The organism is Micromonospora sp. CA-269861, from assembly GCF_050948505.1.
Taxonomy (GTDB): domain Bacteria; phylum Actinomycetota; class Actinomycetes; order Mycobacteriales; family Micromonosporaceae; genus Micromonospora.
On sequence record NZ_CP192014.1, the window covers coordinates 3,355,433 to 3,375,267 of the forward strand.

Consider the following 19,835-nt stretch of genomic DNA (forward strand, 5'->3'; position numbering starts at 1 on the left):
GCCGCCGCGTTGCCGGGCGGGCACCAGCGCGACGACGGCAGGGGACATCAGGTGGAGCGACCTGCGGATCTCGCCGCGGCGATCGACGCGGCCGCCGGGACGCTGATCGCCGTACTGGACTCGGCCGTGGCGCGGCACCAGGTGCCGCCCACCCAGCTGCGGGTGCTCACGCTGATCAGCGGTCGACCGGAGACCAACGTCAACGGGTTGGCGGAGCTGCTGGACGTGGTGCCCTCGTCGGCGAGCCGGCTGTGCGACAGGTTGGAGGCGACCGGGCTGTTGCGCCGGGTGGCCGATCCGCGCGACCGGCGTGAGGTGCGGTTGGTGCCGACGGCCGCCGCGCTGACCCTGTTGGGGGAGTTGGCCGAGCGGCGGCAGCGCGCGGTGCAGGCGGTGCTGGACCGGATGCCGGCGCGGATGCAGCACGAGCTGTTGCTGGCGCTGGCCGGGTTCGCTCGGGCGGCGACGTCGGTTCCCGAGCAGCAGGCCGATCCCGCCGTCCAGACGGCCTGAGCGTCGCCCCCTTCCACTAGTATCCTAGGACGCTTTAGGCGTGGTGATCCACGCCACAGTGCGGCACAGCCGCACCGACAGCCCGGCGGCGGCGCCCGGCCGGCGAGAGGAAGCCCGATATAGTGGCAGCGCACCTACCCGGCCCGCGATCATCAAGATCGCGGGCCGCATCAGGGGAAGGGGCCCCGCCCGGGGCCGCAGGGGAGAGCCGGCGGTGGTCGGCCCGACAGCGCGTACGACCCGCAGCCGCGCCCGGCGTCGGCCGGGGGCCCGCGTGCCGTGGAGGAGGATCGGTGTCGCGTCGGCCGGCTCGGGCAGAGCAACCGCGGGACACCGGCGACGAGGCTCCCGGCAACCAGGTGCTCACAGTGCCCAACCTGATCAGCTTCGCGCGGCTGCTGGGCGTGCCGCTCTTCCTCTACCTGTTCCTGGTGGAGCGGGCCGACGTGGCGGCGGTCGTCGTACTGGCCATCGGCGGAACCACCGACTGGGTCGACGGTTGGATCGCCCGCCGCCTGCACCAGGTGAGCCGCCTGGGCGAACTGCTCGACCCGCTCGCCGACCGGCTCTACATCCTCGCCACCCTTGTCGCCTTCACCGCGCGGGAGGTGGTGCCGTGGCAGTTCACCGCGGCGCTGCTGGCCCGTGAGGTGCTCCTGCTCGCCTCGCTGGCGGTGCTGCGTCGCTACGGGTATGGGCCGCCGCCGGTGCACTACGTGGGCAAGACCGCCACGTTCCTGCTGCTCGCGGCGTTCCCGGTGCTGCTGTTGGCCAGCGCGGCGACCGACGTGGCGACGGCGGCGAGCGCCATCGGTTGGGCGTTGGCCTGGTGGGGGCTGGTGCTGTACTGGGTGGCCGGCGGGATGTACGTCGTTCAGGCGGCCCGGCTGGTGCGCGCGGCGCGCGGCCCGGGAGCGGCGGCGTGAGCGCCCCGCGGCTCGGGAAACCCGGCCAGGACCGGGTGTACGCGCCCGACTTCCTCACCGAGCTGTTTCGCAACCCACTGGATCCGGGGTACGCGGACGCGGCCGCCGCCCGTCGGCGGTCGGCGGAGTCCGGTCCGGCGCGGGGGTGGCGGGCCTGGTCGACGCGGTCGGTCAGCCTGGTCGTGGTGGTGATGCTCGGCTTCCTGTTCGCGGTCGCGTACCGGCAGACGATGGCGGACGAGCCGGGGCGCAGTCAGGCCCGCTCGGGTCTGGTGACGCAGATCAAGGAGCGGGAGAGTCAGACGGACCGGTTGTCCACGCGGGCGGACCAGCTGCGCGAGGAGGTCAGTCGGCAGCGGGACGCGGCGTTGAGCGGGTCGGCCGCCGCGCGGTTGCGCAACCTGGAGGCGAGCACCGGGCTGGGTCGGGTGCGTGGTGATGGCGTGGTCGTGCGGTTGGCGGACGCGCCGGACAACGCGGACGCGGTGACCGGCGCGGGGGCTGGGCCGCCGCGGGTGCTCTACAGCGATCTGCAGGGGGTGGCGAACGCGTTGTGGAGCGCGGGCGCGGAGGCGATCGCCATCAATGGGCAGCGGTTGACGTCGACGTCGACGATCCGGTCGGCGGGTGAGGCGATGCTGGTGGATTTCCGGCCGGTGACCGGGCCGTACGAGGTGTCGGCGATCGGGCCGGATTCGATGCGGCGCAAGTTCGAGGACAGCCGGAACGCGGCGTTGATGCGCAAGGTCGCGCAGGGGACCGGGTTGTCGTTCGGTGTGCGGGAGTCGGATGACCTCACCCTGCCGGCGGCACCGGAGCCGCAGCTACGCTACGCCAAGCCGTCGGTCAGTCCGAGCCCTTCCGCGTCGGGTGTCCGGTCCGGCAGTCCCGGGTCGTCCGGTCCGGCGACGACTGTTAGCCCCTCCGGAGGTGGCCGATGATCGCGGTGCTGGCGTTGCTCGCCGGTGTGGTGCTGGGCGTGTGGCTTGATCCCACGGTGCCGGCGGCGTTGCAGCCGTACCTGCCGATCGCGGTGGTGGCCGCGTTGGATGCGGTGTTCGGTGGGGTGCGGGCCCGGTTGGACCGCATCTTCGACGACAAGCAGTTCGTGGTGTCGTTCATTTCGAACGTGCTGGTCGCTGGTCTGATCGTGTATCTGGGTGACCAGTTGGGGGTGGGTGGGCAGTTGTCCACCGGTGTGGTCGTTGTGCTGGGTGTGCGTATCTTCGGCAACGTGGCGGCGATCCGTCGGCACCTGTTCCGGGCGTAGGTTGGGTTGCGATGAGTGACGAGCAGACCGACACGGGGACCGGGTGGCCGCAGCCGGCGGGTCCGGTGCGGCCGGGTGGGCCGGCGGGTGAGCCGGATCCGCGGCCGGATGCGCCGGATCCGGATGAGCTGAGCCCGTTGGCGCCGCAGGGGCCGGGGCAGCCGCAGCCGTCGGAGGACGAGCCCGCGGTGCAGCCGGGTGTGGAGCCGGTCGACGACGGTGCGACGGTGGACCTGAGCGCGGCGTCGCGGTCGGGGGAGCCGGTCGCGGATTCCGGCGGGTTGGCGGAGCCGGCGGTGGAGTCGGCGGCGCCGGTGGTGGCTGGCCGGTCCCGGTGGAGCACTGCCGGGGTGATGATCGCCGTGTTGTTGGCGTTGCTGGGGTTCACGTTGGTCGTGCAGTTGAAGACGACGTCGACGGACCCGACGTTGGGTGCCACGCGGCAGGAGGACCTGGTCCGGATTCTGTCGGATCTGGATGCGCGGGAGAACCGCCTGCAGCAGGACATCCGTGCGCTGGAGGACAGTCAGCGGCAGTTGCGTTCGGGTGAGCAGGGTCGTCAGGCGGCGTTGGATGAGGCGACGCGGCGGGCGGACGAGCTGGGCATCCTGGCGGGGACGCTGCCGGCGGTGGGCCCGGGGTTGACTGTGCAGTTCGACGCCGGTGTGAAGCCGATCTCGGCGAACCGGGTGTTGGACGCGGTGCAGGAGCTTCGTGGTGCGGGCGCCGAGGCGATGCAGATCGCCGGTGGGGATCGGGCGACGGTGCGGATCATCGCGTCGACGTACTTCCTCGATGGGGACAACGGGTCGTTGGTGGTGGAGGGGCGTCGGTTGACGGGGCCGTACACGATCACGGTGATCGGTGATCCGGCGACGATGCGTACGGCGTTGAACATTCCTGGTGGGGTGGTGGCGTCGGTCCGGGGTGACGGCGGTAACGTGACGTTTGGGGAGCGTGAGGTTGCCGAGGTTTCGGCGCTGCACGTGCCGATCAAGTTGGAACACGCCCGTCCGGTCTCCTGACCGGCGCGGCCGCGCCGGACCCGGGTGGTCCGGGGCACCGATGGATGAAGGACGCGTCTGGTGATTCCCGAGGATCTGCGATACACCGCTGAGCATGAGTGGGTGGCGGGTGACGGCACGGCTTCGGTCCGGGTCGGCATCACCCACTTCGCGCAGGACGCGCTCGGTGACATCGTGTACGTGCAGTTGCCCGAGGCGGGCGCGGTGGTCGCGGCCGGTGACTCGTTGGGCGAGATCGAGTCGACCAAGAGTGTGTCGGAGATCTACGCGCCGGTGGCCGGTACGGTGGCGGCGCGTAACGACGCGTTGGGTGACACGCCTGAGCTGATCAACACTGATCCGTACGGTGAGGGTTGGTTGGTGGAGATCACGCCGAATGATCCGACTGCGACTGATGGGTTGCTGACGGCGGCCGCGTATCAGAAGATCACCGAAGGCTGAGTGTGCTTGATCCGGTGCGTGGGATGTCTGCGCGCGTCCGGTTGCCCTGCATTTCGGCGCTGGCTAGGCTCGCCCAGTCGACCGAGAACCCAATAGTTGAGCGTTGCGGAATTGCCTTCCCGGGCACGGGGAGCCAGCCGCCGGGTGTTCAAGTGCCCGGCGGCCAGACCCGCCATTACCCGACGCCGACCGAACAGATCCGTGAGGTGGTCCCATGACGCGGCCAGACGACGAGTTCCCCCCACTCGACGTCACTTCGACGCTCAATCTCGGTTCGCTCGACGAAGTGCTGGAGGGGCCGGATACCGATGTGGTGCCGAGCCGGATGTCCGGTTCGTTGCCGCCGGGTATGGCGCTGCTGGTGGTTCGTCGAGGCCCGAATGCGGGTGCCCGGTTCCTGTTGGACCACGATGTGACGACCAGTGGCCGGCACCCGGACAGTGACATCTTCCTGGACGACGTGACGGTGTCGCGTCGGCATGCGGAGTTCCACCGCGATGGTGGGACGTTCACGGTGCGGGACGTGGGCAGCCTGAATGGCACGTACGTCAATCGTGAGCGGGTTGAGGCGGCCACGTTGAGCAATGGTGACGAGGTCCAGATCGGTAAGTTCCGGGTGGTGTTCATCGCCGGTCCGCGCCCGGAGGAGGAGGCCGGCCGGGGGTGAACGAGCCTGCGGCCTCCACGTCACCCGGGGCGGCTCGGTCTCAGCCGCTGATGAGCATCGGTGAGGTGCTTGGGCAGTTGCGGGTGGATTTTCCGGACACGACGATTTCGAAGCTGCGGTTTCTTGAGGCTGAGGGTTTGGTCGAGCCGCAGCGGACGGCGGCGGGTTACCGGAAGTACAGCTGGGACGATGTGGCGCGGTTGCGGTTCGTGTTGACCGCGCAGCGGGACAAGTACCTGCCGTTGCGGGTGATCCGGGAGCAGTTGGCCCAGTGGGATTCGTCTGGTGAGCAGCCGGGGCGATCGCGGCCGGCGTTGGTGGCGGTTGGTCCTGATGGTGCGGTGCCGGGTCGTGAGTTGGCGGAGCCGGCCGAGTCGTCGCAGGTGCGGCTCGGCCGGACGGATCTGGTGGCGCGTAGTGGGATCGACGAGTCGACGTTGGTGGAGTTGGAGCGGCTCGGTGTGCTGGTGTCGGATCCGCCGGGGTGGTATGACGCGGATGCTCTGATCATCGCGTCGGCGGTGGCGGGGTTGGCGTCGTACGGGTTGGAGCCGCGGCACCTGCGGGGTTATCGGACGGCGGCGGACCGCGAGGTTGGTTTGTTCGCGCAGTTGGTGGCGCCGTTGGCGCGGCAGAGTGATCCGGCGGCGCGGGCGCGGGCGGCGGAGACGGCGCGGGAGTTGGTGGCGTTGTCGGAGCAGTTGCACGCGGCGTTGGTGCGGGTGGGTCTGCGGTCGACGTTGGGTCGGTGACGGGTGCCCGGCGGGTGGTGGCTGAGCGGAAAGATCTCTTCCGGGAAGCGTGCCGTAGGCTTGCCGGGGTAACCCCTTTTCGGCGCGGGCGTGGTGCTGTAGCGCATGGGACGGCCGTGTCGCGGTCCGTGTACCGTGCAGGGAAGGGCGCGGTGCGGCGTAGGTGACAACGACACGGAGGCGGCGGTGCGCGAGCTGAGCGTGGTCGGAGTTCGGGTGGAGCTGCCCAGCAACCAGCCGATCGTCCTGCTCAGGGAGGTCGAGGGGGACCGCTATCTGCCGATCTGGATCGGCGCGGTCGAGGCGACGGCTATCGCTTATGAGCAGCAGGGGGTCAAGCCGGCCCGGCCGTTGACGCATGATCTTCTGCGGGACGTGTTGGCGGCGTTGAAGGCGCCCTTGCAGGCGGTGGAGATCACCGAGCTGAAGGAGAACGTCTTCTACGCGGATCTGTTGATCGGCGATGGGGTGCGGGTGTCGGCGCGGCCGAGCGATTCGATCGCGTTGGCGTTGCGTGTCGGTGCGCCGATTCGTTGTGCGGAGCAGGTCCTCAGCGAGGCGGGGATCGTTATCCCTGATGAGCAGGAGGACGAGGTGGAGAAGTTCCGCGAGTTCCTGGAGCAGGTGCGTCCGGAGGATTTCGCGGGCTGAGGTGTGCCTGGGCCCGGTTGGTGATCTTTCTCGGTGGCTGCGCGGCGTGTCGCGTCGGTTCCTCCGTGGTTACCCCTTGCGGTGGCTATAGGGTTTCCATGTCGAGGGGTGCGCGTCCCGGAAACGATGCGTCGCCACACTGACGGGGAGGTTGTCCGGATGCACGAGCCGCGGGATGATTCCGATCCGGGTGCAGGGTTCGACGAGTCGGGTGCCTCGTCGCCAGGTGTGGCGGCTGAGGGTGACGGTTCGGTTGGCTACCGGGGTGTGACGGCCTGCCATGCGGTGGGCATCAGTTACCGGCAGTTGGATTACTGGGCGCGGACGACGCTTGTGGTGCCGAGCGTGCGTGATGCCTCGGGTTCGGGGACGCAGCGGTTGTATTCGTTCCGGGACCTGGTGGTGTTGAAGGTCGTGAAGCGGTTGTTGGATGCGGGGGTGTCCCTGCAGAACATCCGTAAGGCGATCGAGGCGTTGCGGTCGCGTGGTGTGGAGGATCTGGCGGGTATCACGCTGATCTCTGATGGGACGACGGTGTATGAGTGCCGGTCTCCGGAGGAGGTGGTCGACCTGTTGCAGGGTGGCCAGGGGGTCTTCGGCATCGCGATCGGTGGGGCTTTCAAGGAGATCCAGGGGTCGTTGTCGCATCTGCCGGCGGAGCCGGCGATGAGCGGCCCGGTGGAGCCGGCGGTGGTGTCGGGGTCGGATCCGGTGGGTGACGAGTTGGCGGCGCGGCGGGCACGGCGGCGCGCCGGCTGACCGTTCGGACTTTCGGTTTTTTTTCGGTGGTTCTCTCGCGACCGTCGGTGACGGTGGTGCGGTTCCGTGGGCCGTGGCGGTCCACTGTGGATACCGTGGGTGTTGTGTCGGTGGCCGATTGTGGAGATACCGATCGGTAGTGGTGACGCATCGTGGCGGCCTGTTGTCGGGAATCCGATAAGGGGGCGCTGACCGCAGGCGGTTGACACGCTATGGTCCCTCACGGTTCTGGACCCTTCATCCCCGGGAGGAACGACCGTGACGGTTACGGAAGAGACGGCGCCCGCTTCGCACTACGACCGAATTGGTGGTGCCAGCTCGGTCAAGGCGGCCGTTGAGTTGTTCTACGAGAAGGTGCTCGTCGACCCGGCGTTGGCTGGTTACTTCGCCGATGTGGACATGGCGGGTCAGCGGCGGCACCTGGCGTTGATGTTGACCGTGGTGCTGGGTGGCCCGAACGAGTACACCGGTCGTGGGTTGGCCGAGGCGCACCAGCCGTTGAACATCCCGGTGGAGCACTACGCGAAGGTGGGCGAGTACCTGACGGTGACGCTGACCGAGCTGGGTGTGCCGGCGGACATCCTCGCCGATGTGCAGATAGTGCTGGGGCAGGTGCAGGACCAGGTGGTGGCTGCCGGAGACCGGTCGGACGCCTGAGCGTGGACGCGGCTCGCCTCAAGCAGAGCTGGTCGGTGGTCGCCGGTCACGGCGACCAGGTGCCGCTCTACTTCTACTCGACGTTGTTCCTCGCTCATCCTGAGACGCGGCAGATGTTCCCGACGAACATGGCCGGTCAGCGCGATCGCCTCGTGACCGCGCTGGGTCACATTGTGTCCAATGTGGACCAGGTGGATGGGCTTGTGGGTTTCCTGCAGGATCTCGGCGCGGATCACCGCAAGTTCGCGGTCCGCGCCGAGCACTACCCGGCGGTCGGCGAGGCGCTGGTGGCGACGTTGCAGCATTTCCTCGCCGAGCAGTGGACCGACGAGTTGGCTGCGGACTGGACGGCCGCGTACGGGCTGGTCGCCCAGGTGATGATGGAGGCCGCGCAGGCCGCCGAGGCGGTCAATCCGCCGTGGTGGGTGGCGGAGATCGTGGCGCACGAGCGGCGCGCGTTCGACGTGGCGGTGCTGACGGTGCGTCCGCAGTACCTGTTGCCGTTCACGCCGGGCCAGTCGGTCGGGGTGTCGCACCCGTCGGTGCGGTCGTGGCGGTACTACTCGCCGGCGAACGCGCCGCGGGCGGACGGCACGTTGGAGTTGCACGTGCGGGCCGCGCCGGGTGGCGCGGTGTCGTCGCGGCTGGTGTACGGGTCGGCGGTGGGTGATCGGATCCACCTGGCGGCGCCGGTGGGGGACCGGCTGGGACTGTGGTCGGCGGGCACCAGTGACCTGTTGCTGTTGGTCGCGGGTACCGGCTGGGCGCCGGTGAAGGCGTTGGTGGAGCAGGTGGCCGCGGAGGGTTCCCGCCGCCGGGTGGATCTCTACGTGGGGGCCCGTTCGCGGAGCGAGTTCTACGACAGCGACGCGATGGACAAGTTGGCGTCGTCGTATCCGTGGTTGACGGTGACGTACGTGGTGGGTGCCGACGTGCACCGCCCGGGGGAGTTCGTGCAGGCGGTGGACCGGGCGTTGGCCGACGGTGACTGGCGTTCCCGGCACGTGTTCGTGTGTGGGTCGGACGAGATGGTGTCGTACGCGGTGCGGACGTTGGTCCAGGCGGGTTTCCACGCGGGTCAGGTGCACCACGAGGGCCTGGGCGCGCAGTGGTACGGCCCGGCATGGCGGACGGCGGTGCAGCAGTCGGCTCCGGGTGACACTTCGGGAGGTGGGCACAGGTGAGCGCGAGGAGTGAGCTTGCGGGCCCCGCAGTCGCGAACGGAGGTGGGCACAGGTGAGCGCGACGCCGATCAGTCGGTATGACGGTGTGCAGATTTCCGGCGGTGTGCAGGTGCGGATCACCGCCGATCGGGTTCGCCGGTGGGAGTTCGGTGCCGCGTCGTTCGCCCGGCGTGGTTACGACAACGCTGACGTGGACCGGTTCCGGGTGCAGGTCGCTGACGAGCTGGACCTGTTGGCGACGCAGATCGCGACGCTGCGGGCGGAGAACGAGCGGCTGAACGACCGGGTGGAGTTGCACCGGCACGGGGTGATTCCGAGTACGGGCGCGGCGGCGAAGGTTCCGGCGGCGCGGGAGGTGAATCTGCTGTCCGCGGCGCAACGCGAGGCGGAGCAGATCATCGCGCAGGCCCACGACTACGCCCGTCGGGTCGCCGAGTACGCCCGGGTGCAGTACGAGAGCTACCTGCACGCGGCCGAGGCGGAGGCGAAGCAGGAGGCCGAGCGGGCGGTGGCGGAGTACCGCAGCACTGCGGGGTCGAGCTTCGACGACACGGTGGCGACGCGGGAGGCGTTGCGGATCTTCGGCGAGATGATGGTGTCGCACATGCAGGCGGCGGCGCGGCATCTCGACGACGGTAGTGAGCAGTTGGCGCGCACGATGGATCGGATCGCGGCGGAGACGCCGGGGGCGCCGTTCGTGGGTGGTGTGCTGGGGCAGTCGGCGTTGCCGCGACACCAGCAGCGCTGAGTCGTGGCGGGTGGGGTTCGCTGACGTGGACCCCGCCCGGCGTCCTGGTGGCGGTGGCATAGTCGGAGGGGTCAGGCGGGCCTGACCTGCGGCCCGCCCCTGGGAGAGGCGCCTTCGTGTCGGTACCACCGTCCCCGTCACCGGACCCCCTCGCGGCGTTGGAGGCTTCGGCGTGGGCTCTGGCGGCCGCGGTCGGCACCATGAGTGACGCCCTGTCGGCCCCGCTCGCCGAGGTCCTCGCGGCGTCGCCGCACCGCAGCGCGGTGCTGGAGGCCGCTGGTCTGCTCTCCTGGGACGGCGGGTCGCCGGTCGCGCACCCGTCGCTGGTGCCGCCCGACGGGCCGACCGGGAGCAGCGCGGTGCAGGCGCGGTTGAGTTCGCTGCGGCAGGCGGTCGCCGCGGCGGCGCAGGAGCCGTCCGGGCCGCGTGGGGCCGGTTGGGCGGAGTTGGACGACGAGGTGTTGCTGCATCAGGGTCGGGCGTCGGCGGCGACCGGCCGGGCGTTGGCGACCCGGGTGGTGCCCGAGTTGCCGGGGTTGGCGGAGCGCCTGGGCTCGGCGGACGGCCGGGTGCTGGACGTGGGCACCGGTGTGGCGGGGTTGGCTGTCGCTCTGGCTCGCGCGTTGCCCCGGGCGTCGGTGGTGGGCATCGACGTGTTGCAGCGGGCGTTGGACCTCGCCGTCGGGGAGTTGGCCGAGGCGTCCGATGTCGCGGATCGGATCAGTCTGCGCCGTCAGGACGTCGCGGAGGTGGCCGAGCCGGGCGGGTACGACCTGGTCTGGCTGCCGGCGCCGTTCCTGCCCCAGCAGACGTTGGCGGTGGCGTTGCCCCGGCTGGTGCAGGCGCTGCGACCGGGTGGTTGGTTGGTGGCGGGCACGAACCCGCCGGCCGGGGATCCGTTGCGGGCGGCAGTCGACAGGTGGAACGCCGTCCGCAACGGCGGCAACGCCTTCGACGCGGACCGGATGGCCCAGGTGCTGGCGGCGTCGGGGTTGGGTGATGTCCGCCGTTTTCCGACTGTCCCCGGCGGGCCGGTGCTGGTCGCCGCGCACCGCCCGCACGGCTGACCCGCGCCGTCGGCGGGGTGGGCGGTCAGCTGAGCCGTTGTTCGAGGTGGAAGGTGACCTCGGTGCCGGCGGCGTTCTTGCCGATGGCCTTGCACAGGGCGGCGCGGATGGGCAGCCAGTGCGGGCCCGCGCCGGAGGGCATGAGGGTGGCGCTGAACGGGTGCCCGTCGATGGTGCCGGTGACCTTGACGGCGCGTCGGGTGCCGAGCAGGTCCGCGGAGTCGGGCACGGTCACGTAGGTGGCGAATGCGCCGTCCTTCTCGATGGGCGCGGTGAAGCGGTAGTCCAGTGGTTGCGGGTTCATGGCTCTCCTCGGCGCGGGGGGTCGGTCAGGTGGCGACGGCGCGGGTGGCCTCGGCGATCGGGGTGGGCCCGTCGACGAGTTCCAGGGTCGTGCCGGTGGTGCCCGGTTCGTCGAGCAGGGCGGCGAGGACGTGGGCGACGTCGGTGCGGCTGATCGCGCCTCGGCCGGCGTGGGGGGTGAGGGTGACCCGCCCGGTGGGTGGGTCGTCGGTGAGCCGGCCGGGGCGCAGCACCGTCCAGGCCAGGTCGCGGCCGCGCAGGTCGTCCTCGGCGGCGCGTTTGGCGCGCAGGTACGCCGCCCACACGTCGTCGCTGCCGGGGGCGGGTGGCGTGTCCACGCCCATGGAGGAGACGAGCAGGTAGCGGTGGACACCGGCAAGGGCGGCGGCGTCGGCGAGCAGCGCGGCGGCGGCCCGGTCGACGGTGTCCTTGCGGGCGGCGCCGCTGCCGGGGCCGGCGCCCGCGGCGAAGATCACCGCGTCGGCGTCGTGCAGGTGCGCGGCCAGCTGCGCGACCTCGGTGTGTTCCAGGTCGCAGACGACGGGGGTGGCGCCGGCGTCGCGGAGCGTCGCGGCCTGCTCGGGGTTGCGGATGAGGCCCACGGCGGTGTCGCCGCGTCCGCTGAGGTGACGCTCCAGCAGTAGGGCGATCTTGCCGTGGCCTCCGGCGATGACGACGCGCATGCGCCCAACCTACCGGCGGCGCGGGTGCGGGCGGCGTCACCGGCTTGACCTTGACCTTCGGGTAAGCCTGAGCCTGGTGGGTGCCGGTCGCCGTGACCGGTACGAGGAGGATGTCGACGTGGGGCTGATGACCATCGGGGCGTTCGCCCGGGCGGCGAGGCTGACGCCGAAGGCGTTGCGCCTGTACGACCAGGTGGGGCTGCTGGTGCCGGCAGCTGTCGATCCGGAGTCCGGGTACCGGCTCTACGACCCGGCGCAGGTGCCGGTGGCTCGGCTGGTCGCCCAGTTGCGTCGGCTCGGCATGCCGCTGGCGACGATCCGGGTCGTGTGTGGCCTGGAGCCCGCGGCGGCGGCCGAGGCGATCACCGGGTACTGGCGGCAGGTCAGCGCCGACACCGCGGCGCGCGCCCGGCTCGCCACCCTCCTCGTGGACCACCTGTCTGGAGGGGGTACCACCATGTCTGACCCGAATCCCGCCGTTGCCGTGCGCTGCGCCGCCGGTTGTGACACCGGGCTGGTGCGCGACAGCAACGAGGACACCGCGTACGCCAGCGAGCGGTTGCTGGCCGTTGCCGATGGCATGCGGGGGCCCGGCGGCGCGGCCGCCAGCGCGGCCGCCGTCGACGCCCTGAAGCCGTTGGCACGCACCGACGTGCCGGACGCCGACCTGCTGACGATGCTGGCCGGCGCGGTGAGCGACGCCGACCGCGCCGTACGCGGGTTGGCCACCGACACCGACCGGCCGGTCACCACGCTGACCGCGCTGCTGCTCAGCGGTTCCCGGCTGGCGTTGGTGCACGTCGGTGACACCCGGGCCTACCTCCTGCGCGGTGGTGAGCTGTCCCCGCTCACCCAGGATCACACCTGGGTGCAGGCCCAGGTGGATCAGGGCTGGCTCGACCGGGACCAGGCCGCCGCGCATCCCCAGCGGGCGGTGCTGGTGCGCGCCCTCGGCGGCGGTCGGCAGGTCGAGGCGGATCTGGCGCTGCGCACCGCGCTGCCCGGTGACAGGTATCTGCTGTGCTCCGACGGGTTGTCCGCGGTCGTCGACGCGGCCGACCTGCGCGCGACGCTGGGCGCGGCGGCCGACCCGGAGGACACGGTGCGCGAGTTGATCGGTCTGGCGCGGGCCGAGGGCGCGCCGGACAACGTCGCCTGCGTCGTCGCCGACGTCGTCGCGGTGTAGCCGTCGCCACCCCGATGCCGGGTGGGGCCGGCCACCCGGCATCGGGGGGTTCGGCGTTGGCGGACGGCTTGAGGCAGCATGGAGAGGTGATGGAGAGCCTCGACGCGTTGACCTCGCTGGTGGCCGGTGGTGGGGTGGTGGTGCTCAGCGGCGCGGGCCTGTCCACCGAGTCGGGCATTCCGGACTACCGGGGGCCCAGCGGGGTGGCGCGGCGGCACACGCCGATGACGTTCCAGGCGTTCACCCGCGATCCCCTGGCACGGCGGCGCTACTGGGCGCGTAGTCACCTGGGGTGGCGGTTGATCGCGGGCGCCGCGCCCAACGCCGGGCACCGGGCGGTGGCCGGGCTGCAACACGCCGGCCTGGTCGACACCGTGATCACCCAGAACGTCGACGGTCTGCACGGCGCCGCCGGCAGTACGTCGGTGATCGAGTTGCACGGTCGCCTCGACGAGGTGACCTGCCTGGACTGCGGCAACCTGACCTCCCGGGAGGAGCTGGACCGGCGGCTGCGCGAGGCCAACCCGGACTTCGTGGCCCGCGTCGCCGCGGTCAACCCGGACGGTGATGTTGATCTCCCCGACGAGCAGGTGGCCGCGTTCCGGCCGGTGGACTGCGGGATCTGCGGTACCGGGATGCTGAAACCGGACGTGGTGTTCTTCGGGGAGACGGTGCCGGCGCAGCGGGTGACGAGGTGTTTCACGGCCGTGGAGCAGGCCCGGTCGTTGCTGGTGCTCGGGTCGTCGTTGACGGTGATGTCGGGGCGCCGTTTCGTGATTCGGGCCGCGAAACGGGGCATCCCGGTCGCCATCGTCAACCAGGGGCCGACCCGGGGTGACGGCCACGCCACCGTGTGCGTCGACGCGCCGTTGGGCGCGGTGTTGCCGCAGTTGGCCGCGCGGGTCGACGCCGCGGCGCCGCTCACCGTCTGACGGCGCGGCCCACGCCGGGTGGGTGCCCGGCCCAGGGGGAGGACATCCGCCGGAAACACCAACGCTGGTAGCGTTGAGAGCGCCGGTAACACCCACGTGGGAGAGACCGCCCGACAGCACGCAGGGCGGCGCCGAAGGGGCAAATCCTCCCCGGAACCTCTCAGGCAAAAGGACCTCGTGGGCAGGCACTGTGGAGCGCCGCTCGTGGGTGCGACAGAGGGGGAGGCCGACACGTCGACCTCGCCCCGGGAGTGCCCCCTATGACCGTAGAGCAGTTCGCCACCCGTCACATCGGTCCCGGCCCCGACGATGAGCGTCGGATGCTGGAGGTCGTCGGGCACGACTCCATCGACGAGCTGATGGACGCCGCGATCCCCGAGGTGATCCGCTGGCACGGCACCCTCGACCTGCCCGACCCGGCCACCGAGGCCGAGACCATCGCCGAGCTGCGGGCCCTCGCGGCGCGCAACACCGTCGCCGTCTCCATGATCGGGTTGGGGTACCACGGCACGCACACCCCTGCGGTGATCCGCCGCAACGTGCTGGAGGACCCGGCCTGGTACACGGCGTACACGCCGTACCAGCCGGAGATCAGCCAGGGCCGCCTGGAGGCGCTGCTGAACTTCCAGACCATGGTCACCGACCTGACCGGGTTGACCACCGCGAACGCCTCCATGCTCGACGAGGGCACCGCGGCGGCGGAGGCGATGACCCTGGCGCGGCGGGCCTCCAAGAGCAAGAGCGGCGTGTACGTCGTCGACGCCGACGCGTTGCCGCAAACCATCGCGGTGATCACCAGCCGGGCCGAGCCGCTCGGCATCGACGTGCGGGTCCTCGACGTGCAGCGCGACGAGTTGCCTGCCGAGTTCTTCGGCCTGCACCTGCAGTACCCGGGGGCGTCCGGTGCGGTGCGTGACCACGCGGGCCTGGTCGAGGCGGCGCACGCCGTCGGCGCGCTGGTGACCGTCGCGGCGGACCTGTTGGCGTTGACGCTGCTGCGCGCACCAGGGGAGATCGGCGCGGACATCGCCGCCGGCACCACGCAGCGTTTCGGCGTACCGATGGGCTTCGGTGGGCCGCACGCCGGTTACCTGGCGGTGCGCTCCGGCCTGGAGCGGATGCTGCCCGGGCGCCTGGTCGGGGTGTCGCGCGACGCGGACGGCAACCCGGCCTACCGGTTGGCGTTGCAGACCCGTGAGCAGCACATCCGGCGGGAGAAGGCGACGAGCAACATCTGCACCGCGCAGGTGCTGCTCGCGGTGATGGCCGGCATGTACGCCGTCTACCACGGCCCGGACGGGCTGCGCGACATCGCGACGCGTACCCATGCCATGGCGGCGCGGCTCGCGGCCGGGTTGCGCGCCGGTGGCGTCGACGTCGCGGACGTCGCGTTCTTCGACACCGTCACCGCGAGCGTGCCGGGCGGCGCGGAGCGGGTCGTCGCGGCCGCCGCGCAGCGGGGCGTGAACCTGCGGCTGGTCGACGCCGACCGGGTGGGGGTGTCCTGCGACGAGACGACCACCGAGGCGCACCTGCGGGAGGTGTGGGCGGCGTTCGGGGTGCCCGCGTTCGACGGCGACGCGGACACGGCCCTGCCGCTCGACCTGGCCCGGGGCAGTGACTTCCTCACCCACCCGGTGTTCCGCAGCCACCACTCGGAGACGGCGATGCTGCGCTACCTGCGGCGGCTGTCGGACTTCGACTACGCCCTGGACCGGGGCATGATCCCGCTCGGGTCGTGCACGATGAAGCTGAACGCGACCACCGAGATGGAGCCGGTCAGCTGGGCGGAGTTCGCGAACATCCACCCGTTCGCGCCGGACGCGCAGACCGCCGGGTACCGGGAGATGATCGGTCAGCTGGAGTCGTGGCTGGCCGAGGTGACCGGCTACGACGCGGTCAGCGTGCAGCCCAACGCCGGTTCGCAGGGTGAGCTGGCCGGGTTGCTGGCGATCCGCTCGTACCACGCGTCGCGGGGTGAGACGCACCGCGACGTGTGCCTGATCCCGTCGTCGGCGCACGGCACGAACGCGGCGTCGGCAGTGATGGCCGGCATGCGGGTCGTGGTGGTGGCCTGCGACGACGACGGCAACGTCGACCTCGTCGACCTGGACGCGAAGATCGACAAGCACCGGGACGCGCTCGCCGCGATCATGGTGACGTACCCGTCGACGCACGGCGTGTACGAGACGGGCATCGCGTCGCTGTGCGCGAAGGTCCACGACGCCGGCGGGCAGGTGTACGTCGACGGGGCGAACCTCAACGCCCTGGTCGGGTTCGCCAAGCCCGGCAAGTTCGGTGCGGACGTGTCGCACCTGAACCTGCACAAGACGTTCTGCATCCCGCACGGCGGCGGTGGCCCCGGTGTGGGCCCGGTGGCGGTCCGCGCGCACCTGGCGCCGTTCCTGCCCGGTGACCCGCTGGGCGCGCACGTGGACGCCACGCCGGCCATCTCGGCGGCGAAGTACGGGTCGGCGGGCATCCTGCCGATCCCGTGGGCGTACCTGCGGATGATGGGCGCGCAGGGGCTGACCCGGGCGACGGGTGTGGCGGTCCTCGCGGCGAACTACGTGGCGGCGCGGCTGCGCGGGCACTTCCCGGTGCTGTACGCCGGGAACAAGGGCCTGGTGGCGCACGAGTGCATCCTCGACCTGCGGCCGTTGACGAAGGCGACCGGGGTCAGCGTCGACGACGTGGCGAAGCGGCTGATCGACTACGGCTTCCACGCGCCGACGATGTCGTTCCCGGTGGCGGGGACGCTGATGGTGGAGCCGACCGAGAGCGAGGACCTGGCCGAGCTGGACCGGTTCTGCGAGGCGATGATCGCCATCCGCGCGGAGATCGAGCAGGTGGGTTCCGGGGCGTGGCCGGCGGGGGACAACCCCTTGGCCAACGCGCCGCACACCGCGGCGATGGTCAGCGGTGACGAGTGGTCGCACGCGTACCCGCGGTCGGTGGGCGCGTACCCGGCCGGGGTGGACCGGGCCGGGAAGTACTGGCCGCCGGTGCGGCGCATCGACGGCGCGTACGGCGACCGGAACCTGGTCTGCTCGTGCCCGTCGCCGGAGGCGTTCGAGGACTGACACCGCCGCAGGCGTTGGACGGCTGACGGCGGCGCGCCGGGGCGGGCGGTACGGCCTGCCCCGGCAGCCGCTGCGACCTGGGCGGGGACGTCCCTTACCGGGGGACTAGCCTGGGTCGACGGCGGCTATTCGGTGACGCTGAGTGGTCAGTCAGGCCACGAGGGCGTGGCGGGCGGGGCCGCGGTGCGGTGCGATGCTGCTGCCGTCGGGAAGCAACTCGCCGGTGTCCTCGAAGACGATGACACCGTTGCAGAGCAGGCTCCAGCCCTGCTCACGGAAGCAGGCGAGGACCCGTGCGGCTTCCCGGTCGGTGGCTTCAGCGGAGGGACAGGTCGGTTGGTGCTGGCACATCGGGTTCTCCGGACTGTGGGGGCACTGTGTCATGGTTCACATGACCAGTGACGCACAGTACCAAGCGAAAGTGTCCAGCATCGAGCAGGTGCCCGCCTGGTGCACGGGAAATCCACTGAACGGATGAGGAAGGTTGGACCGTACGGCGTGGAAACGCTCCCACAGGTGGGTCCCTCGGACAGCGGCCTGGCGGCGCTGGTCGATGTGCCCGCCGCGCCGGCCGCGTGCCGGGGCGCGCTCACCGAACGCGCCCGTCTGCACTGGTCCCGCGGCGACGGCGGCGACCCCGCGGCGCTGGCCGAGGAGTTCCTCGCCGCGCACGGCCTGCCCCTGCACGACCTGACCCGACCCGCCACCGGCCAGCACGGCACCGGGGCCTGCGGCGCGGCGCTGTACCTGTCCGCCGCCGCCGGAGCGCTGCTGGCCGGCGCGCCCACCGGGGCGCCCGAACCCGCGCCGGGCCTGCCCGACCTCGCCGTGGTCGTCTACGAACACGGCCCCACCCGTGCCACCCGGCCCGACGCGGGGCCACCGTGGTGGCTCGGCGAGTGGGTCGAGAGCTGGACCCCCACCAGCACGCCGCCGCCGTCGACGCGGTCCGCGCCGCCATCGGCCGCGGCGACGTCTACCAGAGCAACCTCGTCGGCCACGCCTCCGCCCCCTACACCGGCGACCCGCTGCCCGCCCTGAGCCGCCTCGGCGCGCTCCCCGGCGCCCGTTACGGCGGCGTCCTCACCGGCGACGGCTGGGCCATCGGCTGCGCCTCCCCGGAAACCCTCGTCGAGGTCACCGACGGGCAGGTGATCACCCGACCGATCAAGGGCACCCGCCCGGCCACCGCCACCGGCCGCGCCGAACTGCTCGCCAGCGCCAAGGAACGCGCTGAACACATCATGATCGTCGACCTGGAACGCAACGACCTCGCCCGCATCGCCCGCACCGGCACCGTCACCGTCGACGACCTGTTCGCCGTGCGCCGCTGGTGCGACCTGTGGCAGGCCGAGTCGACAGTCCGCGCCGCCGTCGCCGACGGCCTCGGCCTCGCCGACCTGCTGCGCGCCACCTGCCCCGGCGGCTCCGTCACCGGCGCCCCGAAACTCGCCGCCCTGACCCAGATCAGCGCCCTCGAACCCGTCGGCCGGGGCGCCAGCATGGGCGCGCTCGGCTGGGTCGCCCCGGGCCACGTCGACCTCGGCCTGACCATCCGCACCGCCGCCGCCGACGGTCAGCGGCTGCACACCTGGGCCGGCGGCGGCATCACCTGGGACAGCGACGCGTACGCCGAGGTCGCCGAGGCCGCCGCGAAGACCACCCCGATCCGCGCCGCCCTGGCCGGGCGCTGACCGCGGTGCGGCACGGCGATACGCTGACCCCCATGACCATGCGGCCCATCCGGATCATCGGCGACCCTGTCCTGCGCACCGGATGCGAACCGGTCACCACGTTCGACGCCGAGCTGCGGGCCCTCGTCACCGACTTGATGGACACCCTGCTCGGCGCCCCCGGCCGCGCCGGCGTCGCCGCACCGCAGATCGGCGTCAGCGCCCAGGTGTTCGTCTACGACGCCGACGGGCACCGCGGACACCTCATCAACCCCACCCTGGAGCTGTCCGACGAGCTCCAGGACGACGAGGAGGGCTGCCTGTCCATCCCCGGGCTGTACTTCCCGACCGTACGGGCCCTGCACGCCACCGCTCACGGCGTCGACCAGCACGGCGAGCCGCTGACCATCGCCGGCAGCGGATTCCTCGCCCGCGCCCTGCAACACGAGGCCGACCACCTGGGCGGCCGGCTCTACGTCGACACCCTGCGCGGCGACACCCGCCGCCGGGCCCTGCGCGAGATCCGCGCCGGGCGCTTCGACTCACCCAGCCGCCGCGGCTAGCCCACCCACTGGTCGTGGCCCAGCTTCGCGACCAACGCGACCACCACCACCAGCAGCACCACCCGAACGAACCCGGCGCCGCGGCGCAACGCCATCCGCGCCCCGACCACCGCGCCGGCGATGTTGCACACCGCCATCCCCGCGCCCAGCAACCACCACACGTGCCCGGTCGCCCCGAACACCACAAGCGCGCCCAGGTTCGTCCCCGCGTTGACGACCTTCGCCATCGCCGAGCCGTGCACGAAGTCCGCGCCGACGAGGGCGGTGAACGCCAACACCAGGAACGTGCCGGTGCCCGGACCGATCAACCCGTCGTACAGGGCGATCCCCACCCCGGCCACCGCGATCACCGCCGCCACCCGCACCGGCGTCCGTCGCTGCGGCACCGGCAGCACCCCCAGCCGGGGGCGCAGCAGCACGAACACCGCCACCGCCACCAACACGACCAACACCACCGGCCGGTACGCCGACGCCGGCACCGCCCCGGCGAGCGCGGCACCCACACCCGCGCTGAGCACCGCCAACCCCGCCGCCGGCCCCACCACCCGCCAGTCGATCGTGGTCCGCCGCGCGTACGTCGCCGCCGCCGTGGCCGTACCGAAGATCGCGGCCAGCTTGTTCGTGCCCAGCGCGGTGGCCACCGGCAACCCCGGGGCAGCCACCAGCAACGCCGGCAGCAGCAACAACCCGCCACCACCGACCACGGCATCGACCCACCCGGCCATCGCCGCGGCGGCCAGCAGAGTACTCAG

At 71.7% G+C, this 19,835-nt stretch carries 22 protein-coding genes, 1 pseudogene and 1 riboswitch; of the genes and pseudogenes, 19 read left to right on the top strand and 4 right to left on the bottom strand.

Features of this window, described 5'->3' with window-relative positions; all coding sequences use genetic code 11:
• Window positions 1-51 precede the first annotated feature (51 nt).
• The 14 genes from ACQP0U_RS15550 to ACQP0U_RS15615 all read left to right on the top strand — a co-directional run bounded on the left by ACQP0U_RS15550 (window position 52) and on the right by ACQP0U_RS15615 (window position 10,660).
• Window positions 52-513, top strand: coding sequence for a MarR family winged helix-turn-helix transcriptional regulator (locus ACQP0U_RS15550; RefSeq protein ID WP_433320868.1), 462 nt, complete (start codon window positions 52-54; stop codon window positions 511-513).
• Between the two features lie 293 nt (window positions 514-806).
• The gene (locus ACQP0U_RS15555) at window positions 807-1,439 is read left to right on the top strand and encodes a CDP-alcohol phosphatidyltransferase family protein (RefSeq protein WP_433320077.1); all 633 of its coding nucleotides are present in this window, start codon (window positions 807-809) and stop codon (window positions 1,437-1,439) included.
• Window positions 1,436-2,380 (top strand): DUF881 domain-containing protein, encoded by a 945-nt coding sequence (locus tag ACQP0U_RS15560; protein WP_433320080.1) that lies wholly within the window; start codon window positions 1,436-1,438, stop codon window positions 2,378-2,380. The genes ACQP0U_RS15555 and ACQP0U_RS15560 overlap by 4 nt, the downstream gene beginning before the upstream one ends.
• On the top strand, window positions 2,377-2,709 hold the full coding sequence (locus ACQP0U_RS15565; RefSeq protein ID WP_030327710.1) for a small basic family protein: 333 nt from the start codon (window positions 2,377-2,379) through the stop codon (window positions 2,707-2,709). Before ACQP0U_RS15560 ends, ACQP0U_RS15565 begins: the two co-directional genes overlap by 4 nt.
• An 11-nt stretch (window positions 2,710-2,720) precedes the next feature.
• Window positions 2,721-3,734, top strand: coding sequence for a DUF881 domain-containing protein (locus tag ACQP0U_RS15570; RefSeq protein WP_433320083.1), 1,014 nt, complete (start codon window positions 2,721-2,723; stop codon window positions 3,732-3,734).
• Between the two features lie 60 nt (window positions 3,735-3,794).
• Window positions 3,795-4,175 carry a glycine cleavage system protein GcvH gene (gcvH, locus tag ACQP0U_RS15575; protein WP_196926700.1) on the top strand — a complete coding sequence of 127 codons (381 nt, stop codon included), beginning with the start codon at window positions 3,795-3,797 and terminating at the stop codon, window positions 4,173-4,175.
• A 214-nt stretch (window positions 4,176-4,389) separates the two neighbouring features.
• Window positions 4,390-4,842 carry an oxoglutarate dehydrogenase inhibitor Odhl gene (gene odhI, locus ACQP0U_RS15580; RefSeq protein WP_007071101.1) on the top strand — a complete coding sequence of 151 codons (453 nt, stop codon included), beginning with the start codon at window positions 4,390-4,392 and terminating at the stop codon, window positions 4,840-4,842.
• Between the two features lie 50 nt (window positions 4,843-4,892).
• Window positions 4,893-5,594, top strand: coding sequence for a transcriptional regulator FtsR (gene ftsR, locus ACQP0U_RS15585; RefSeq protein WP_433320086.1), 702 nt, complete (start codon window positions 4,893-4,895; stop codon window positions 5,592-5,594).
• A 186-nt stretch (window positions 5,595-5,780) separates the two neighbouring features.
• Complete coding sequence (locus ACQP0U_RS15590) at window positions 5,781-6,245, top strand: bifunctional nuclease family protein (protein ID WP_030327706.1); 465 nt, start codon at window positions 5,781-5,783, stop codon at window positions 6,243-6,245.
• Window positions 6,246-6,404: 159 nt separating this feature from the next.
• Window positions 6,405-7,004 (top strand): MerR family transcriptional regulator, encoded by a 600-nt coding sequence (locus ACQP0U_RS15595; protein WP_433320871.1) that lies wholly within the window; start codon window positions 6,405-6,407, stop codon window positions 7,002-7,004.
• Between the two features lie 258 nt (window positions 7,005-7,262).
• Window positions 7,263-7,661, top strand: a complete 399-nt coding sequence (locus tag ACQP0U_RS15600; protein ID WP_433320090.1) for a group I truncated hemoglobin — start codon at window positions 7,263-7,265, stop codon at window positions 7,659-7,661.
• Window positions 7,662-7,663: 2 nt separating this feature from the next.
• Window positions 7,664-8,845 carry a globin domain-containing protein gene (locus ACQP0U_RS15605; RefSeq protein WP_433320093.1) on the top strand — a complete coding sequence of 394 codons (1,182 nt, stop codon included), beginning with the start codon at window positions 7,664-7,666 and terminating at the stop codon, window positions 8,843-8,845.
• Window positions 8,846-8,897: 52 nt separating this feature from the next.
• Window positions 8,898-9,593, top strand: a complete 696-nt coding sequence (locus ACQP0U_RS15610; protein WP_433320096.1) for a DivIVA domain-containing protein — start codon at window positions 8,898-8,900, stop codon at window positions 9,591-9,593.
• A 200-nt stretch (window positions 9,594-9,793) separates the two neighbouring features.
• Window positions 9,794-10,660 (top strand): SAM-dependent methyltransferase, encoded by an 867-nt coding sequence (locus ACQP0U_RS15615; protein ID WP_433320099.1) that lies wholly within the window; start codon window positions 9,794-9,796, stop codon window positions 10,658-10,660.
• Between the two features lie 25 nt (window positions 10,661-10,685).
• Here the strand turns inward: ACQP0U_RS15615 and ACQP0U_RS15620 are convergent, their stop codons facing one another.
• Together ACQP0U_RS15620 and ACQP0U_RS15625 are read right to left on the bottom strand one after the other, a co-directional pair.
• Entirely contained in the window at window positions 10,686-10,964 is a 279-nt protein-coding gene (locus ACQP0U_RS15620; RefSeq protein WP_433320102.1) for a DUF1905 domain-containing protein, read from the bottom strand.
• 25 nt (window positions 10,965-10,989) lie between these two features.
• The gene (locus ACQP0U_RS15625; RefSeq protein WP_433320105.1) at window positions 10,990-11,646 is read right to left on the bottom strand and encodes an NAD(P)H-binding protein; all 657 of its coding nucleotides are present in this window, start codon (window positions 11,644-11,646) and stop codon (window positions 10,990-10,992) included.
• A 118-nt stretch (window positions 11,647-11,764) separates the two neighbouring features.
• Here ACQP0U_RS15625 and ACQP0U_RS15630 point away from each other — a divergent pair, with 118 nt between their 5' ends.
• The 3 genes from ACQP0U_RS15630 (at window position 11,765) to gcvP (ending at window position 16,847) form a co-directional block, all read left to right on the top strand.
• Window positions 11,765-12,832: a MerR family transcriptional regulator gene (locus tag ACQP0U_RS15630; protein WP_433320874.1), complete on the top strand. Its 1,068-nt coding sequence runs from the start codon at window positions 11,765-11,767 to the stop codon at window positions 12,830-12,832.
• A gap of 89 nt (window positions 12,833-12,921) precedes the next feature.
• Window positions 12,922-13,764, top strand: a complete 843-nt coding sequence (locus ACQP0U_RS15635; protein WP_433320108.1) for an NAD-dependent protein deacetylase — start codon at window positions 12,922-12,924, stop codon at window positions 13,762-13,764.
• Window positions 13,765-13,851: 87 nt separating this feature from the next.
• Window positions 13,852-13,950: riboswitch (glycine riboswitch) on the top strand.
• A 74-nt stretch (window positions 13,951-14,024) separates the two neighbouring features.
• Window positions 14,025-16,847 (top strand): aminomethyl-transferring glycine dehydrogenase, encoded by a 2,823-nt coding sequence (gene gcvP / locus ACQP0U_RS15640; RefSeq protein WP_433320111.1) that lies wholly within the window; start codon window positions 14,025-14,027, stop codon window positions 16,845-16,847.
• 150 nt (window positions 16,848-16,997) lie between these two features.
• Here the strand turns inward: gcvP and ACQP0U_RS15645 are convergent, their stop codons facing one another.
• Window positions 16,998-17,198, bottom strand: a complete 201-nt coding sequence (locus ACQP0U_RS15645) for a DUF5999 family protein (protein WP_007460326.1) — start codon at window positions 17,196-17,198, stop codon at window positions 16,998-17,000.
• Between the two features lie 123 nt (window positions 17,199-17,321).
• Between ACQP0U_RS15645 and ACQP0U_RS15650 the strand changes: the two are divergent.
• Both ACQP0U_RS15650 and ACQP0U_RS15655 read left to right on the top strand, forming a co-directional pair.
• A pseudogene (locus tag ACQP0U_RS15650) lies at window positions 17,322-18,541 on the top strand (chorismate-binding protein).
• Window positions 18,542-18,573: 32 nt separating this feature from the next.
• Window positions 18,574-19,083, top strand: coding sequence for a peptide deformylase (locus ACQP0U_RS15655; protein ID WP_433320114.1), 510 nt, complete (start codon window positions 18,574-18,576; stop codon window positions 19,081-19,083).
• Here the strand turns inward: ACQP0U_RS15655 and ACQP0U_RS15660 are convergent.
• Window positions 19,080-19,808, bottom strand: coding sequence for a sulfite exporter TauE/SafE family protein (locus ACQP0U_RS15660; RefSeq protein WP_433320877.1), 729 nt, complete (start codon window positions 19,806-19,808; stop codon window positions 19,080-19,082). The two genes, ACQP0U_RS15655 and ACQP0U_RS15660, sit on opposite strands and share 4 nt — an antisense overlap.
• Window positions 19,809-19,835: the final 27 nt, after the last annotated feature.